Origin of the sequence: Methylomonas sp. (assembly GCF_023228165.1) — a bacterium.
GTDB lineage: Bacteria > Pseudomonadota > Gammaproteobacteria > Methylococcales > Methylomonadaceae > Methylomonas.
This window is the reverse complement of the sequence record NZ_JALOBS010000007.1, coordinates 122559-138036: the sequence shown is the minus strand read 5'-3', so window position 1 is coordinate 138036 and position 15478 is coordinate 122559. Positions and strand designations below refer to the sequence as shown.

The window sequence follows — 15478 nt, the reverse complement described above, 5'->3', positions numbered from 1 at the left end:
ATCAATAAAATGGTAGGCAATTCTAATGAAAAATACGGCTATTGCCTATCAGTTTTACCCGATCATGACCGAAACTCACACTTTTACATCGCATGCCGATGCGCCTTTGGCGGCCAGAATGCGGCCTGCGGCACTAGATGAATTCATCGGCCAGCAGCATTTACTCGCCAAGGGAAAGTCGCTGCGTGCCGCCATTGACCAAGGCATTCCGCACTCGTTGGTGTTTTGGGGGCCGCCAGGTGTCGGTAAGACCACGCTGGCGAAAATTATCGCTAATAGCGCCGACTGCCATTTTATCGAATTATCGGCGGTGATGGCCGGCGTCAAGGAAATTCGGGCTGCCGTGGCGGAAGCCGAACAGGTAAAGCTGACCCGTAACATGAATACCGTGGTGTTCATAGACGAGATTCATCGTTTTTCTAAAAGCCAGCAGGATTCCCTATTGGCGCCCATCGAAAGCGGCAGCATCATTTTATTCGGTGCTACTACCGAAAATCCGTCGTTCGAATTGAATAACGCGTTGCTGTCCCGCTTGCGGGTCTATGTGATGCGCAGTATAGAGCCGGAGGCCTTACTGGCCTTGCTGAAAAATGCGCTGGCCGACAAGCGTCGCGGGTTGGGTGAGCGCAATCTGGTCATTGAAGACGATGTGCTGTTGCTGATCGCAAAGGCGGCCGACGGTGATGCTCGCCGCTGCCTGAACATTCTGCAAATCGGCGCCGATCTTGCTGAAACGGAAGACGGACGGGAAGTGGTCAATCGCGAAGTGTTGCAGGAAGTGTTGCAAGGCCATGCCGCACGATTCGACAAGGGCGGCGATATTTTCTACGACCAGATTTCCGCCTTGCATAAATCGGTGCGCGGCACCGACCCGGATGCGGCTTTATATTGGTTTTGCCGCATGATAGAAGGCGGTTGCGACCCTTTATATATTGCCCGACGCGTAGTGCGGATGGCCTCGGAAGATATCGGTAATGCCGATCCGCGCGGATTGGAGCTGGCGCTGAATGCCGCGCATGCATATGAGCGATTGGGCAGCCCGGAAGGCGAGCTGTCGCTGGCCCAAGCCATCGTGTATCTGGCCTGCGCGCCCAAAAGCAATGCGGTTTACGTGGCCTACAAGGCGGCCATGGCCGACGCCCGCAACAGCGGTTCGCTGGAAGTGCCTGTTCACTTGCGCAATGCGCCCACCAAGTTGATGAAGGACTTGGGGCACGGCGCGGAATACCGCTACGCCCATAACGAGGAAAATGCCTTCGCCGCCGGCGAAAATTATTTCCCTGAACCGTTGCAGGGCAGGCGTTATTACCAGCCGGTCGAGCGAGGCTTGGAGATTAAAATCAAGAGCAAGCTGGATCACTTACGCAAACTTTGATGTTTGCGTTTGAGCGTGCGAAACCGGTCTGCTCGGCCGGCCCCGCACGTTAAGGTTTAGCGGTGTTTACGCAATATCCGGTTCAGCCGGGCGTGGGAAAATCCGCCTTTATGCGGTTTCACCATTTGCGCAAAAGGCGACGGCGACCAAGGCGGTACACGGCGATCGTGGCCCCATTTCGGATAGTCGTCCGTCAAGGTTTTCAGGAAGGCCACCAGGGCTTTTTCTTCATCGTCGCTTAAACCGAGATTGCCCAGCTCATCGCTGTTCAGATTTTCGCTGAATTCAGGTTCCGGCCAGCCGGTTTTGCCGAATCCCGGATGATTGACATCCTCGACGCTGCCCAGGGTATCGCGAGTATTGTAAAAGTGAACGATTTGCTCCAGGGTGGCCATCGAGCCGTTGTGGCCGTAAGGTGCCGTGATAGCGATATTGCGCAACGACATGACTTTGTGTTTGCCCAATTCGTCCGCTGCGTCGGTGGTCAAATCCGTGCGTCCGCCCAAGCCGGGATTCGGCTCGGGGTTGCCGGGAATATTCACGTTGCGGGGCAGGCCGATGTTGTCGTAACTGAAGTCGGTGAACAAAGGCGGCTCGATACTGCCATCTTCCGCAACAGTCGCTTCGCTGATATGGCAGGCGGCGCAATTGCCTTTATCTTCACTATTGAAAAGCTCAAACCCCTTGGCTTCCAATGCAGTGAAGCGGGTTTTTCCGGCCAGCACGTAATCGAATTTGGAGTTGAATTTGTTGAACACGGCAGTTTGTTCATAGGCACTAATGGCTCGCGCCGTGGCCTGAAAAATCTGTGTGACTTTTGAGGTTTGGCCACCCTGGTTGCTAATGTCATTCAACTCTAGCCCATAAATCTCGCGGAATAGACGCCGATACGTTTTATCTTGTTTCAAGCGGATGACCACGGCAAATTCATTGGGCATTGCCATTTCAACCGGATTCAGGAACGGCATTTTCGCCTGTTCAGCGAGGTCGGCGGCCCGGCCGTTCCAAAATTGGCCGCCGATATATAAGCCTTCCTCGGCATCCCAATGAAACGTAGGGCTGTGCGCCGCATAGCCGGCGCTGGGCGCATTCAAATTACCGGTCAAGCCTGCAATCGAGCCGTTGGAGACGGCGCTCCCTGATTTGACGTTATCCGCATCGACAAAGCCCGGCACTCTTTTGGTCAAATATGATGCGGCTCGGGCCGGGCTTAGACTGTGGCAACTGGCGCATGCCTGATTCTTGTTTAAAGATAAATTGGTATCGCTAAACAGGCGTTCGCCGAGTTGTTGTTCGGCGTTTAAAAATGAGCTGGCATGGCAGTTCGCGCCCATAACAAGCAGTGCTATCGCAGTTAAATGTTTCATGAACAATCTCCAAAAAATGACACATTAATTATACTAATAATAATCATTCTCATTCAATTACAATTTTATGACAAGGCTATGCTGGTGACGCGAACAGTATCGCCGCGCCATTTAATTAGCTGTCCGGTATCGGTCGCATAAGGCCAGGCAGGTCGGGCGTGAAAACCAATCTTGAACATTCCAATATTCAGTTATTACGCGCGTGGTAATGTTGAAAGTAGAGGAGGATTACTTAAACCTCGGCCCACATACGCAACAGGTTGTGATAGCAGCCGGTCAGATTAACCGTGGCGTGGTTGTCGCCTTGCGTCGAGCGCAATTCCAGAATCGACATATCCATTTCGAATAACAGCCGTCGGCGTTCGGTTTCCCTGACCATGCTCTCCAGCCAGAAAAACGATGCAACCCGTGTTCCGCGCGTGACGGGCTCGACCCGGTGCAGACTGGAACCGGGGTAAAGCACCATATCGCCGGCGGCCAGTTTTACTGCGTGTTGGCCGTAGGTATCTTCAATCACCAATTCGCCGCCGTCGTAGCTGTCCGGGTCGGCCAGGAAAAGCGTTGCAGACAGATCGGTACGCACCCGTTGTCCGGTCTGGCTGCAATGCCGTATCGCATTATCGATATGGTTGCCGAAGGTGTTGTGTTCTCCGGTGTAGCAGTTAAATAGCGGCGGAAAAATACGCTTGGGCAGTGCGGAGGACAGAAACAATGCATTCCGGTTCAATGCTTCGAGCAAAATCACTTGCGCGGCTTGACTTTGTTCGGATTGTTCCGGTAATTGCCAGTTGTTTTTGACTTGGGCGGATTGGCTGCCGGCGGTGACGCACCCGTCCGTCCAGGGCGCATCGCGCAGTAACGCGCGCACTTGCAACAGTTCGGTTTGCGATAAAACTTCGGGTATTTCGAGTAGCATACTTCACCCGTAAATGGCGGATAAGGCAATAAATACCACCAGACTCAGCGAACCCAGACCTAGTCCAGCCGCCGCCAAGCGAGGTCCATGCAGGCGCGTCCATAACAAAATGCCGGTCATGCTCAGTAACAGCAAGGCGCCGGCAAGGGTATCGACCAGCAATATCCAGCCGACACCCATGCCGGTGCCTTTATGCAGGTTATTTAAGGTCTGCAGTAGGTTGGCGCTGCCTTGTTTGACGCTGATAAACGCGTTACCTACCCAGTATTCGGCGTTCAACGAATGCTTGGGGTTACGCAGCGCGATATGCCAAACCGCCGGCTGGCGGATGTTCTGATTGTTCCAAATAACGGTTTTAGGCGGCTGGTGTTTGATTTTGGCCTGTCGGGTATCGATGTTCATGGTCTGTCCCAGCCACGCCGCCATGGCGGTCGCGGATGCCGGTCTGGGATCGGGTAGCAAGATTTGAAATTCGGTTTGCTGTAGTCGGCCGATAGGGATTTTCATCACTTCGCGGTGATTCAACAGAATACCGGTAAAGCCGAACAAAAAACCCAATGCCGCACCCCACAACCCGAGCCAGGCATGAGTGCGGCGTAACCATTTCAGCAAAGCGCCGCGCGATAGCGAATGAGGTAAAAATAAATAACCACCGTTGATTTTTTTCCGCGGGAGGTTGGTTGGCTGTGTGATTTGAGTGGTGGTATTCATGGTGGGTTTGAAAAGTTTAAATAGTAAACAAATGCGCTTTCAAAAATTGTTGCGTGCATGCCATCAGCTGGACAGCCGATTTAGCGCTGGCTGCGGGCGGATAGGCGGGATTACTTATCGCGGTTGTTGTCATTCCAACTCGGGCGGCCCCGCCACTGCAAAAAAAGCGGCGAATACCGTAAACGCTCACCGCTAGCCGGCAAAACCGCCCAAACCATTCGATGCGCAGCATCAGATTAACGAGAGCCGGTTTGTTTCGTCATTACTTGGAATTTAGTATTTGAAATTCACGGTCAATTGCCCCGAAACCGGCGTGCCGGGCAACGCCGAATTGGTTTTCCCCGATTCGTAATACACCGTATCGGTCAGGTTGAAGACGTTCAGTTGCACGTCGTAATGCTTTTGATGGTAGGCCAGCACGGCATCCAGGCGCGCGTAGCCCGGTAACACTGCTTCATTGACGCTGTCGGCAAAGCGATCGGTTGCATAGTAGACGCCGCCACCCACTTCCCAGTTATCGGTCAAGTGATAAGTGCTCCAGACCACGCCGCTATGCTTGGGTACGTTGACCATGCTCATGCCTTGATAGGATTTGGTTTGGCCGCTTACCGAACCGACCGCGCTGTTATTGGAGGAGACCACTTCCGCATCGAGATAAGCGTACGTGGCCGATAAATCCCAATTGGGCAGCACTTCCCCGGCCAGGCCCAGTTCGAAACCGTCGGTACGCTGCTCGCCGCTCAGCTCCTGCAAATTGGGTTCGGTGGCCGAGGTGGTGCGGGCGTTGGTCTTTTCCAGCCGGAACAGCGCGGCGGTGGCGGATAGTTTGCCGTCGAACAAATCCAGTTTGGCGCCGATTTCGTAATTGTTGTTTTGTTCCGGCGGCAAATTGGCGCTGCCGGTCGATAAACTCAGGCTTTCCGCCGACGGATTAAACGATTTGCCGTAACTGAAGTAATACGACTGCCAATCGGTCGGTTGCCAGACGAAGCCGCCGCGGGGGCTGAATTGGCTGACACGGGTGTCGTAGCTATTGGTGCTATTTAAAAAATCCTCCTGTTGCGCTTCGAACACGTCGTATCGGGTACCGCCAACCAGTTTCCATTGCGGGTTGATTTCGAATTCATCCATCAGGTAACCGGCGTAGGTTTGCGCGCGGGTGAGGCGGTTGGTATTCAGCGTGCCGCTAAAATCGCTGGCCAGTCCCGCGCCGACGCTGCCTGTCAGCACCGGATCGAAAACCGATACCCGGCTGACGCCGGTCGAATTCTTGTTTTTAAACGTATATTCTTCCCAGCCGAATTCGCTGCCGAACATCAAGGTGTTATTGAAGCCGAACAGCGGTTTTTTCAGGACAAAATCGGTCTGGTTGTAAAGGGTTTCCTGGGTGCTGAGCCGCAATGCCTGCGAACGGCCGATAGTGCCGGCGTTGGCACCGGTCGTGGCCGCGTTACCCGAGAACAAGTGGGTCAAATATTTACGTTCGTAATCGCCGTAGCGCACGGTGTTTTTTACCGAAAACGCATCGGAGAAGCGGTGTTGCAAGGCCACGGTGGCGACATTGGCGTCGGTGTCCATCATACGGTTGTCGTAAAAACCGTAATAGGTATTGACCGGTACGTCCGCCGGCCGGCCGTTCCACATAGGCACGCCGTAATCGAACACGCCGTCTTCCTGCTGGTGTAGCAGATTTAGGGTCAAATCGGTGTCCGGCGAAAGTTTCAGGGAAAACGACGGCGCAATGCCCCAGCGGTTGGTGTAATTGTAATCGCGGAAGGAGTCGGCGTCCTGGTACATCACATTCAACCGGGCGGCAAAATCCTGGTAAGCGGTTTCGGCGTCTATAGTCGTGCGTTTGAAATCGTACAAACCGTAGGTGAAGTTGCCTTTAATCCCGGTGTTGCCGGTCGGTTTTTTGGCGATCTGGTTAATTACCCCGCCGGTGGCGCCGCGGCCGAACAGAATCGACGAGGCGCCTTTCAGTACTTCGGCTTTCTCTATGAAGAAGGTGTCGCGGCTGTATTGGCCGTTGTCTTTTACACCGTCCAGGTATTGGTCGGAATTAGCGGAAAAGCCGCGCAAGGTGATGGAATCGCCGGTGCGCCCGCCCTCGCCGGCGGCTATGGTCAAGCCGCTGACGTTGCGCAGGGCGTCGGTCAGGTTAAAGGCGTTTTGCGATTCGATCAGTTCTTTTTTGACCACGCTGACCGATTGCGGAATATCGCGCAAGTCTTGTTCTATCTTGCTGCCGGTGCTGGATTTGTCGGCTTTGAAGCGGTTGATTTTTCTATCGCGCGCGGCCTTGACCTTGACATCATCCATGACGACTTCCTGATCGTCGACAGGAACGGGTTCGGCGGCAAAGGCCGTCCCGCACAGCACGGCGCCCAGCGGTAACAGTGCTCCGATCCGCCTTTTGCGGACATTTTTCTGATTACAGTCATTCTTGAACATAACATTCCCCATGCAGTTTTCTAAAGAATTGGCTGCCTGGCGGGGAATGCTGGGTGGCTATTTCGAGTTTCTTTATCTTGCAGAAAAACCTGTTTCCCGGAAAAAGCAGGGTGGCGGGAAGAAATCAGACTCATGCAAATGATAACGATTCTCATTATATGCAAAGTGTTGGCGATGTCAACCTTGTTAGGTCAGCCATTCGCCACATGTAAAGGTTTTGGAATTGGTTTTTTCGTTCACGAAAAACTTCGGTACATGCCGCCGCCGTGAAAAAATTGATGTTGTTTTTCCAAGCATCCGCGTTCATAAAACAGGCTATTTCGCCGGAAGTGTCGCCCGCGTTGCCTGAAGCAGGCCAGAACCATCCTTTGGATTCCAGATGCCTGGACTGGAATTCGGGAACGATAGTTTGGAAATGTTGTATCGCCAGTTAAAACCAAACGCCATCAAGATTTAACAGATAGCAACCGGTGCGGATTCCGATAAATGTCGCCACTGATTCCGACACCAAACCGTCAGACATTCCTATCGCAAAGCCGCCACCGGTTTCGATTCAAACCCTGCCAAATTTTGAACGCCTTGGATCGGCCACTTGCCGCCATTCAGTTGCCCGAAAAATAGACAATTTGGGTGACAGGTCTTACTCTTCTTGCGGACGGTAGAGAGCCTTTCGGACAAAATTCCTTTGTCCTTAAAATATCAAAGCTTATACCAACAGCTTGCACAACTATTGGAGCATTCAGCTAAAAAGCATACTCAATTTGTCCTTGACTCATTCAATCAATATGATCAATATGGCTTCTATTTCATATATAAAGGCTGCCTACTATGATTAACGAAGTAAATGCTGTTGCATTCAGACAAAATCTAGGAGAAATGCTAAATCAGGTTCAATACCGGCACGATTCGATTTTAATTAAAAAAGACGGCAAACCCGTTGCGGCATTGGTCGATGCGCAGTTATTCGATCGGATACGACGTTTTAAAGAGCGCTTCGATACACTGAGCCAACAAATTGCCGATGCTTACACTAGTATGCCGGAACAAGAAGGACTAGCCGAAATCGACGCCATTGTGTCTGACATTAGACATTCATAACGCTTGCTATGCCACAGCTTTGCATCGTTCTGGATACCAATGTTTTGTTGTCCGGAACCGCCTATCCCGGCTCGATACCCGGCAGAATCGTTTCGGCTTGGCGAGGTGGAAGCTTGGAAGTTGTGCTCTCCCAATACATCTTGGATGAACTGCAACGGGTGCTGCCCAGGCTGAATCATCGCCTGAGTTGGTCTAGCGCAGAAATTCGTGATTTTGTCGATAGCTTAACTTTCCTTGCAGACCTTGTTGATCCCATCCACGTCTCCGAGCCGTTACTACGTGACAGAGCCGACCAACCTGTTCTCGGGACATTCTTGGCGACAAACGCCAATTACCTCGTCACGGGTGACAAGGATTTATTAATGTTATCCGCTTGCTATCCCATCGTTACACCGGCTGAGTTTTGGCGATTTCATGGCGGTTGAAAATCACTTTGTGTTCTTTACCAAACTAAGCAAAATGTTGGATTATGTTTCCTGCACCATCTGCCATACGGTCATGCTAAAGGATTACACCGAGTGAATTTTGGAGAACAGATGTAGATATTGTAATCAAGCAAAACGCGTGAATATTTGCTTCGGGATTTCAATTTAACGCCGACTGTAAAATTAAAGACCTGATGCGTTGATGCTAATTTAAAAGCCATTAAAAATAATGTACCTTAGGGCTGTAGGGCCGTAGGGCGGATAAGCGAAGCGTCATCCGCCGATAAAGCGGTAAAACCGTCAATTATCCGGTTCACCCGCTTCCAACAATGCCAAGTCTAAACCCGCCCAATTTAACGGATAAATATCCATCTTGACCAAGCGATGAAAACTTGAATATGGCCAATCCTTAACCGTGACTGCCCAACCATGCTTGACCGGATTGTGATGGATATAATCCATATGTGCCGCATAGTCGGTATCATCGATAATGGTATGCTCCCAAAAACGACGTTGCCAGATGCCACGTTCGTGACGTTTTATTCTGGTTGCGGAACGATATTCGGTTTTAGGTATCGATTTCGAGAAGGCTTTTTTTATCGCCCGCCATCGATTGGAATATTGATCGTCACCGGCCGGTAATGTCCAAATCGCATGAATATGATCAGGCAAAACCACCCAGGCATCAATATGAAATGGCTGTTTTTCCCGAGCAAGTTAACGGTGAAAAAATAGGTGCCGCCAGGAATACGATTGCGTCTATAGTTTGGCATGAAAAGAGTTTAACCGATTTGGCGGATGACGCTACGCTTATCCGCCCTACAGCCAATGTGAAATGTTGAACAAACTGCCGGGATTAATGGGTTCTTGTAAGGGCTAAACCAAGTCATTCACTAGAAATATGGGTCTGCCTGCTTCGAGTCGATTGCGACAATTCGCCTCTTACGAACGACCTCATTATCTACTGGCGCGATCATATCGAAATTGGTAGCCGACTATGCATCCGAACAGGCGGCTGTTTTCCAATCGGAATGTCTGGCCGTTTTTGGTCGGAATACGCAAATCGATCAATGAATAGCGTTGCCGATATTTTTCCTGTAAAAATCATGGTCGCACACCTTTCGTTTGCCGGGGTGATGCCGCTTTCTGTGATTTTCCGACCACCCAGGCGGAAGCTGCCCATCAAGCGCTAGCCGGACGGAAGCACAAAAGTAAGCGGCGGGATTTACTATGTTAATCGGTTGAATTGAGTCGCCGGGCGCCTCTGTTCGCGCCGGGCGTAAGTTCGCGGACAGGCACGGATAATTGTCGACATTCAGCTTATCCGACCAGGAACGGCAGGTTTTCAGATTAATCAAAATTCACCGCCAGGGTTACGCCGATGGTGCGCGGGTCGCCGACGCCGAGAATATGCCAGCCGTAAGCCGTGATGGGCGTTCCGAAGGTAAAGTAGTCTTGGTCGGCGATATTTTTTACCCAGACCGACGCTTGAAAGCGGTTGTCGTTGGATAACCAAGCCAGACGGGCATTGACGATGCCGTACGCACTTTGTACCAGTAGAGGGTTGTTGTCCGCGGTAAAAAACTGTTTGCTGTTCCAGAAAAAATCCGATTGCGCCCGGAAAATACCCAATTGGGTCGACCAGTCGTACTGGAGCAAACCAGTGATTTTCCATTGCGGCGCGTCGGGCAGGCGGTTGCCCGAAAAATCCGCCGCGGGGTTGAACGGATCGACGAACTCGTTGAAGCGGGCGTCCAGATAGGAGGCCCCCAAGCGCACATACCAGGCGTCGAACAATCCTTGCATATCCAGTTCCAGACCTTTGCTTTCCGATTGGCCGGCATTGGCCAGTTTTTGTAAGGGTAAGGTTCGCCCGGCCAGTATGAATACCTGCTGGTCGTCCAAAATCGCATAAAAGGCGGTGGCGTTGAACTGCAGGTGCTCGTTCAACAAGCGTCCTTTGTAACCCAGTTCGAAACTGCTGACGTATTCGGGATTGGTGAGCGTGGCTTCGTCCGGGGTAAGCAAGGCACCGCCGTTGAATTCGCCGCCTTTGAAGCCGCGAGAGCCGCTGATGTATCCGAATTGATCGGCAGTGAACGCATATTCCAGCACGATACGGCTACTAAAGTCGTTCCATTTTTTTTCGAGTCGGGTCTCGGGAATGGTATCGAATGAGCGGTATTGCCGGGCAAGTTCCGGGGAAACGTAGCGGTTCCGGGTAGTCGAGGCATTCCAGGCCAGTGCATTGATGCCGACGCGGCGCCTGTCGTAGGTCCAACGCAAGCCCGTAGTTAGCTTCCAGCTCTGCAGAAATTGCCAGCTGAATTCGCCGAAGGCGGCAAAACTTTGCGTACTTTGTTCGATATCGGACCCAACGCCTTCCGGCGTTTTACTACCGAACAATACGCCTCCGGGGCGTAACACATTGAACAAATCGTTCGGGTCGAATGCTTCCCATTGCCGCAAGCTGTCCTGGTAATAGTTCAAGCCGGTTATCCAGCGGGTAGGCCCCGAGTCGTCCGAACTCACGCGAAATTCCTGACTCCAAAAACTGACGCTCGAATCGAAGCTGCTATGCAGTTGAGCGCTGGGTTGGTGGTCGGTATCAACGAACCGTTTCAGATCGGCGTAATCGTAGGCCGTTATGGAAGTAAGCTCGAGCGTGCCGAGACGCCAGGTGGCATTCAGGTTGGCGCCGAAGGTATCGCTGTTATTTTTGGTGCGTAAGTTTTCTTTGCTGACGTGATAATCACTGCTGTCGCGTTGGCCGAGATAGTCGGTGCACAGGCTGCCCAGACCCGGTTGGACGCCGGGCGGGCAGCGCAGGCCGATTTGTTTTCTGGGATAAACATCGGAACGGTTTTGGGCGCCGTGCAGATTCAGCAGCAGGTTCAAATCAGCGGACGGCTGAAAACGCAGCAGACCGCGATAGGCCAAGGCGCCGGTTTCGCCGGCCCGATCGAAGCCGCTGGCGGCATTGACGTTATCGAAAATGCCGCCCCGGTTAAGCGATACCAGTGCAAATCGGGCGGCGGCCCGTTCGCCCATGGGGATGCCGACGGCTGCTTCCACGTCGGCCTGGTCGTACGAGCCGTAACGCGTTTTCAAGCGGGCGTTAAACGGCTCATCCAGTTCCGGCTGGCGGGAAACATATTGAATCAGCCCGCCGGTGGTATTTCTGCCGAATAAGGTGCCTTGCGGACCGCGCAGCACTTCGATCCGTTTCAGATCGAACAAGGGTAAATCGTGAATGATGTTGGAGCCCTGATACACGCCGTCGCGGTATATAGCCACCGGGCCGATCGCGTTACTGTGAAAGACGCTATTCCCGATGCCGCGAATAAAGATATTGGGAGAGGAAATCCCGAATTGGCTGCGCCACTGCAAATTAGGCGTTTGCTGCGCTATATCGTTACTGTCCAAAAAACCCAGGTCGCTGATGTTTTCGGCGTTGAATACGTTTAACGATATCGGCGTTTTCGAGGCGTCGTCTTCTCGTTTGGAGGCGCTGACAACCACGGTTTCCAATTGTTCCGCGGCATGCAGCCAAGCCAAAGGTGCGTGGCTAAACAGCAGCACGGCAATCGATCGTTTAAAGTTGCCGGCGCTGGGGCTTGGCTTGAATAGCCGGTTACACGGTAAGCGAATGCGCTCGGGAGAGGGTTTTTTCACAGGCGTTCATCCCTCTACCGGCTGCGTCAACCCTTCCAAATGCCGTTGAATCGTGTTTACGGCTTCCTCGTCGTCATGTTTCGCAAAGAAATGACGGGCCGAGGTTAATACGGTAACCAGCTGATTCGAGACGTAGACCTGATGATTGAACAGTTCATGATGGGATTCCAATACGCCGTCCAGAAATTCGCCTCGATAGAGATCCATCATCTCTAACACATTGGTTTTAAGACGTTCCCGGTCCGCGCCGTTTTGCAGGGCTTTTTTACATTGGCGGATCAAGTCGACCAGATAGACGGCGTCCACCCAGGTTACCGTGTTATCCAGCTTTACTTTATTGTTGACGATAACCAAGCTCTGTTTGCCCAGGATTTGTCGTAATCGGTACAGGGTGTTGTCTAATTTGTGGCGGGCGCTGGTGATGTCTTCGTCCGGCCACAGGCTGTCGCAGAGAAATTCCATCGGCACGCCGCTGCCGCCGTAGGCAATAGCCAAATACAAAATCGATAACTGTATGCGTCTGGATTTGCCCGATTTGTTCAGCGCTTCGATGTTGCTGTCGAAGCCGCCCAGCGTCCTGATTTTTACCGGCCAATGCCAGCTCCGTTCGGACTTGGCATGCGGCGGGGCCGGCAAGCGCAGTTGCTCTATGATTTTGTTGCAGAACTCGACCTGACAGCCTGTTTCCAGTGCCAAACTGACACTGAGGGCAAGCACCTCGGGTACAGACCAAATGAAATACAGTAGATTTTTTCGGGCAGCGAATTCCAGTGCGCTTGCGGCAAACAGCCGCGCTTGGGGAATATCGCCGTCGGCGAAAGCCAGATAAGCGTCCAGTAGGTCGGTATGAAAGAAAAAAATCGCGTAGCCTTCCAAATGCGGGTGTTGTTTGAGTTCGCGCAGTTTGTCGCGGGCTTTGTCCCTTTGTTCGGCAAGCGCCAAGGTATAGGCTTCAACCAGATAGGAAAACCCGATATAAGCAATGCAGCCGGATTCACGGCTAATGCTGGTACATTGCTGCGCCGTCAGTATTGCTTGGCTGTTTTCTTTTAGCAGCACCTGCCGCCAGGCTTCCACGGCGTAAAGATGATGCAAAAGCGCCGTCATTTCGCGCGGAACGGTATTCAGCAGCCGATAGATTTCCTGTTTGGCCTCGTCCAGTTCGCCGTTTAACAACAGCGCGATGATGACTTGCAAGCTGGTATGCGCAATGTTGGCCTGCATGTTGTTGGCCGCCGTCACGGCCATGGATTGCCGGTAGAGTTCTTTGATCTCGTCGAACCTGCCTAAACACCAGCCTTCCTGGATACGGGCCAGATTGAAATTGATAATGTCGTAGGGTTCTATGGGTTGATCGTTGCCGATTTCCTTCAAAGTCTCCAACGGGTGAATTTTGTAATTATCGCCGCGGTATAGGTAAGCCTTTTGCACCAAAACCTGCATTTTTAATTTAGGGACGATTTCGGTTTCCGACACCAATACCGACAGGGTTCTCTGTTCCCATCGGGATAAATGTTCATGCTCCGGCATGACGATAAACATGCAAAAAAAGATGATGTAACTGACCGATGCCTGGGCATGGCGATCCAGAAGGGCATAGTGCTCGTCGGAATCGAATTGCGCCAATTCATTGAGCAGGCGGCGAATATCGCCAAAGTCGGATAACTTGACCAGATAGGTCAGCACGGCATGAGACATGGACAGATAGCGGCCGGTGATATCGTTGTCTTTTTTGAACAGTGCATAAGCATGTTCTACCAGCTGCCGGGCAGCGTCCGGCTGCGTGGGCAATACCAGCAGGCTTTCCCATACCCAACACCAGGGATACTGGTCTTTTTCCGCCTCCGAAACCAGGCTCAGTACATCGCCGATCTTGTCCCGGTGGCCTGAGGCAAACCAGTGTCTGGCATTGCCGAGGAATAGCTGGGCAAAATAATCCAAGCGCTTCGCTTTCAGATATAGCGCCAAGGCGGGTAGGGTGTGGCCCTGTTGCTCTTCCCACCGCGCGGCGCGCAGAAAGCTCTCTTCTGGCAGTGCGACTTTATTGTCCTTAGAGGTCAACAAGCTGCTGGCAATCGCCAGCGGCAAACCGTTGTAGGTTTGATGAATTCGGATCAGTTCTTCGTCGACGACTTTACCGTGTTGTTTGCACAAGGTGATACTGTCATTCAACGTAAAGTGCAGCAGCGACGGCGGCATTTCCTCGACCGCCTCGCGAACGACCAGTGCCGAATAGTCCGCGCTGATGGGGTTTTGGGATATCACGAACAACCTGACGTGCCCGTCGGCCGACTCGGCAACCCAATGGCAAAGCTCGGCCAGACCTGCTTGAAGCCTATGGGCGTTATCCAGAAAAAAATGTAAGGGTGTTTCCGCCGCGCGATTTTGTAACAGGGTTTTGCATTGTTGCAGGATAACCCCGGCTTCCGCGTCATGCTCCGGGGTTTGCAACCAGACGCAATGTCCGGCCAATCTGGCGAAAATCATCGAACCCAGCACGGTTTTGCCGGACCCCGTCTCGCCCCAAATCCAGGTTACTTTTTTATCGCTCCCGATCAAACGCTCGATAAGCCCTTCTTTTACCAAATAAGCGTTCAGGGGGTTGTTGTCATCAAAATGCAACTGACTCATTGCAATCCCTCTAGATCATCTTTTTCACAGTCTAATAAAAAAAGCCTGACAAAAGAACCTGAAAAAAGAGAAATAAAAGAGATCGAGCGTTTAAGTTGACTTCGCCGTCAACTATTCGGCCAGGGCAATTCCGCAGGATTCCTTTGAGAGTCGCTGAATTTGCCTTGCTCGCGAGATCCGGTGATTCGGCTTAAGTCTTGAATAGCGGTGGACGCGGTAGGTACGAAACCGGCTCACTTTCAACAATCAACAACGGGAAGGCAATTATGAAACACTCAACACTATTAATAGCAATGCTCGCGGCGCTGGTATTCCCCGTGCTGACGTCAGCCGAAACCACCGATAAAACCAAGCTGGACTTGGTGGTTATCGGCGACCAATCGAAAATAGACGACCTGGTTCTCAAGGAATCGACCGAAAAAACCGCATATCGGCACACCCACACCCGATGCGCCATTCACGAGTATTACCACGAATGCGAAGTCTGGTCGTGCGCAAGCAGCGGTTCCACCAATTTAACCCAAAATCTCTCTTGCGTACTGGTGGATAAATACGCCTGCGATGTCGGTGTCGATTGCGAAGGCGATCAGCGCTCAAGCACTTACCAGGGCTCGAATACCTTCGCCGGCAAAGGGGGGGACGATACCGGCGGCACGCCTTACTGCTGGAGCGTCAGCGAGTGTAACCAAATGATATCCGACTGTATTTCGGTTGGCGGGGAGTTTGTGGAAGGCACTACAGACCCCAAGACCGGCGCGCCTAATGCCGGGTATTGCCGCTTGTAAATTCATTCCCGACAGGCGTTTTGCGTCAGCCGTTTAAGCGC

12 protein-coding genes are annotated in these 15478 nt (G+C 52.3%); 5 read left to right on the top strand and 7 right to left on the bottom strand.

Annotated features, from left to right (window positions below):
• Nucleotides 1-64 precede the first annotated feature (64 nt).
• Complete coding sequence (locus tag M0R33_RS07100) at nucleotides 65-1375, top strand: replication-associated recombination protein A (protein WP_292567197.1); 1311 nt, start codon at nucleotides 65-67, stop codon at nucleotides 1373-1375.
• Nucleotides 1376-1431: 56 nt separating this feature from the next.
• Here the strand turns inward: M0R33_RS07100 and M0R33_RS07095 are convergent, their stop codons facing one another.
• The 4 genes from M0R33_RS07095 to M0R33_RS07080 all read right to left on the bottom strand — a co-directional run bounded on the left by M0R33_RS07095 (nucleotide 1432) and on the right by M0R33_RS07080 (nucleotide 6823).
• Nucleotides 1432-2742: a cytochrome c peroxidase gene (locus tag M0R33_RS07095; protein ID WP_292567074.1), complete on the bottom strand. Its 1311-nt coding sequence runs from the start codon at nucleotides 2740-2742 to the stop codon at nucleotides 1432-1434.
• 232 nt (nucleotides 2743-2974) lie between these two features.
• A complete protein-coding gene (locus M0R33_RS07090) occupies nucleotides 2975-3658 on the bottom strand; it encodes a Fe2+-dependent dioxygenase (protein WP_292567071.1) in 684 nt (227 codons plus the stop codon).
• 3 nt (nucleotides 3659-3661) lie between these two features.
• Entirely contained in the window at nucleotides 3662-4369 is a 708-nt protein-coding gene (locus M0R33_RS07085; protein WP_292567068.1) for a PepSY-associated TM helix domain-containing protein, read from the bottom strand.
• Nucleotides 4370-4642: 273 nt separating this feature from the next.
• Nucleotides 4643-6823, bottom strand: coding sequence for a TonB-dependent siderophore receptor (locus tag M0R33_RS07080; protein ID WP_292567064.1), 2181 nt, complete (start codon nucleotides 6821-6823; stop codon nucleotides 4643-4645).
• Nucleotides 6824-6833: 10 nt separating this feature from the next.
• On the opposite strand from M0R33_RS07080, the gene M0R33_RS07075 reads away from it, so the two are divergent.
• From M0R33_RS07075 to M0R33_RS07065, 3 genes are all read left to right on the top strand, one after another.
• Nucleotides 6834-6965 (top strand): hypothetical protein, encoded by a 132-nt coding sequence (locus M0R33_RS07075; protein WP_292567061.1) that lies wholly within the window; start codon nucleotides 6834-6836, stop codon nucleotides 6963-6965.
• A 686-nt stretch (nucleotides 6966-7651) separates the two neighbouring features.
• Nucleotides 7652-7921 (top strand): type II toxin-antitoxin system Phd/YefM family antitoxin, encoded by a 270-nt coding sequence (locus tag M0R33_RS07070; protein WP_292567058.1) that lies wholly within the window; start codon nucleotides 7652-7654, stop codon nucleotides 7919-7921.
• A gap of 8 nt (nucleotides 7922-7929) precedes the next feature.
• Nucleotides 7930-8346, top strand: a complete 417-nt coding sequence (locus M0R33_RS07065) for a putative toxin-antitoxin system toxin component, PIN family (protein WP_292567055.1) — start codon at nucleotides 7930-7932, stop codon at nucleotides 8344-8346.
• A gap of 300 nt (nucleotides 8347-8646) precedes the next feature.
• Here M0R33_RS07065 and M0R33_RS07060 read toward each other — a convergent pair whose 3' ends face one another.
• The 3 genes from M0R33_RS07060 to M0R33_RS07050 all read right to left on the bottom strand — a co-directional run bounded on the left by M0R33_RS07060 (nucleotide 8647) and on the right by M0R33_RS07050 (nucleotide 14652).
• A complete protein-coding gene (locus M0R33_RS07060; RefSeq protein ID WP_366043284.1) occupies nucleotides 8647-9024 on the bottom strand; it encodes a transposase in 378 nt (125 codons plus the stop codon).
• A gap of 672 nt (nucleotides 9025-9696) precedes the next feature.
• Complete coding sequence (locus M0R33_RS07055; protein WP_292567053.1) at nucleotides 9697-12021, bottom strand: TonB-dependent receptor; 2325 nt, start codon at nucleotides 12019-12021, stop codon at nucleotides 9697-9699.
• Between the two features lie 6 nt (nucleotides 12022-12027).
• On the bottom strand, nucleotides 12028-14652 hold the full coding sequence (locus M0R33_RS07050; RefSeq protein ID WP_292567051.1) for a hypothetical protein: 2625 nt from the start codon (nucleotides 14650-14652) through the stop codon (nucleotides 12028-12030).
• A gap of 266 nt (nucleotides 14653-14918) precedes the next feature.
• On the opposite strand from M0R33_RS07050, the gene M0R33_RS07045 reads away from it, so the two are divergent.
• Entirely contained in the window at nucleotides 14919-15437 is a 519-nt protein-coding gene (locus M0R33_RS07045; protein ID WP_292567048.1) for a hypothetical protein, read from the top strand.
• Nucleotides 15438-15478: the final 41 nt, after the last annotated feature.

Excerpts from the sequence above, each read along its gene's own strand:
- M0R33_RS07100 (WP_292567197.1), top strand. The coding sequence starts at position 65 with ATGACCGAAACTCACACTTTTACATCGCATGCCGATGCGCCTTTGGCG.
- M0R33_RS07095 (WP_292567074.1), bottom strand. The coding sequence starts at position 2,742 with ATGAAACATTTAACTGCGATAGCACTGCTTGTTATGGGCGCGAACTGC.
- M0R33_RS07090 (WP_292567071.1), bottom strand. The coding sequence starts at position 3,658 with ATGCTACTCGAAATACCCGAAGTTTTATCGCAAACCGAACTGTTGCAA.
- M0R33_RS07085 (WP_292567068.1), bottom strand. The coding sequence starts at position 4,369 with ATGAATACCACCACTCAAATCACACAGCCAACCAACCTCCCGCGGAAA.
- M0R33_RS07080 (WP_292567064.1), bottom strand. The coding sequence starts at position 6,823 with ATGTTCAAGAATGACTGTAATCAGAAAAATGTCCGCAAAAGGCGGATC.
- M0R33_RS07075 (WP_292567061.1), top strand. The coding sequence starts at position 6,834 with ATGCAGTTTTCTAAAGAATTGGCTGCCTGGCGGGGAATGCTGGGTGGC.
- M0R33_RS07070 (WP_292567058.1), top strand. The coding sequence starts at position 7,652 with ATGATTAACGAAGTAAATGCTGTTGCATTCAGACAAAATCTAGGAGAA.
- M0R33_RS07065 (WP_292567055.1), top strand. The coding sequence starts at position 7,930 with ATGCCACAGCTTTGCATCGTTCTGGATACCAATGTTTTGTTGTCCGGA.
- M0R33_RS07050 (WP_292567051.1), bottom strand. The coding sequence starts at position 14,652 with ATGAGTCAGTTGCATTTTGATGACAACAACCCCCTGAACGCTTATTTG.
- M0R33_RS07045 (WP_292567048.1), top strand. The coding sequence starts at position 14,919 with ATGAAACACTCAACACTATTAATAGCAATGCTCGCGGCGCTGGTATTC.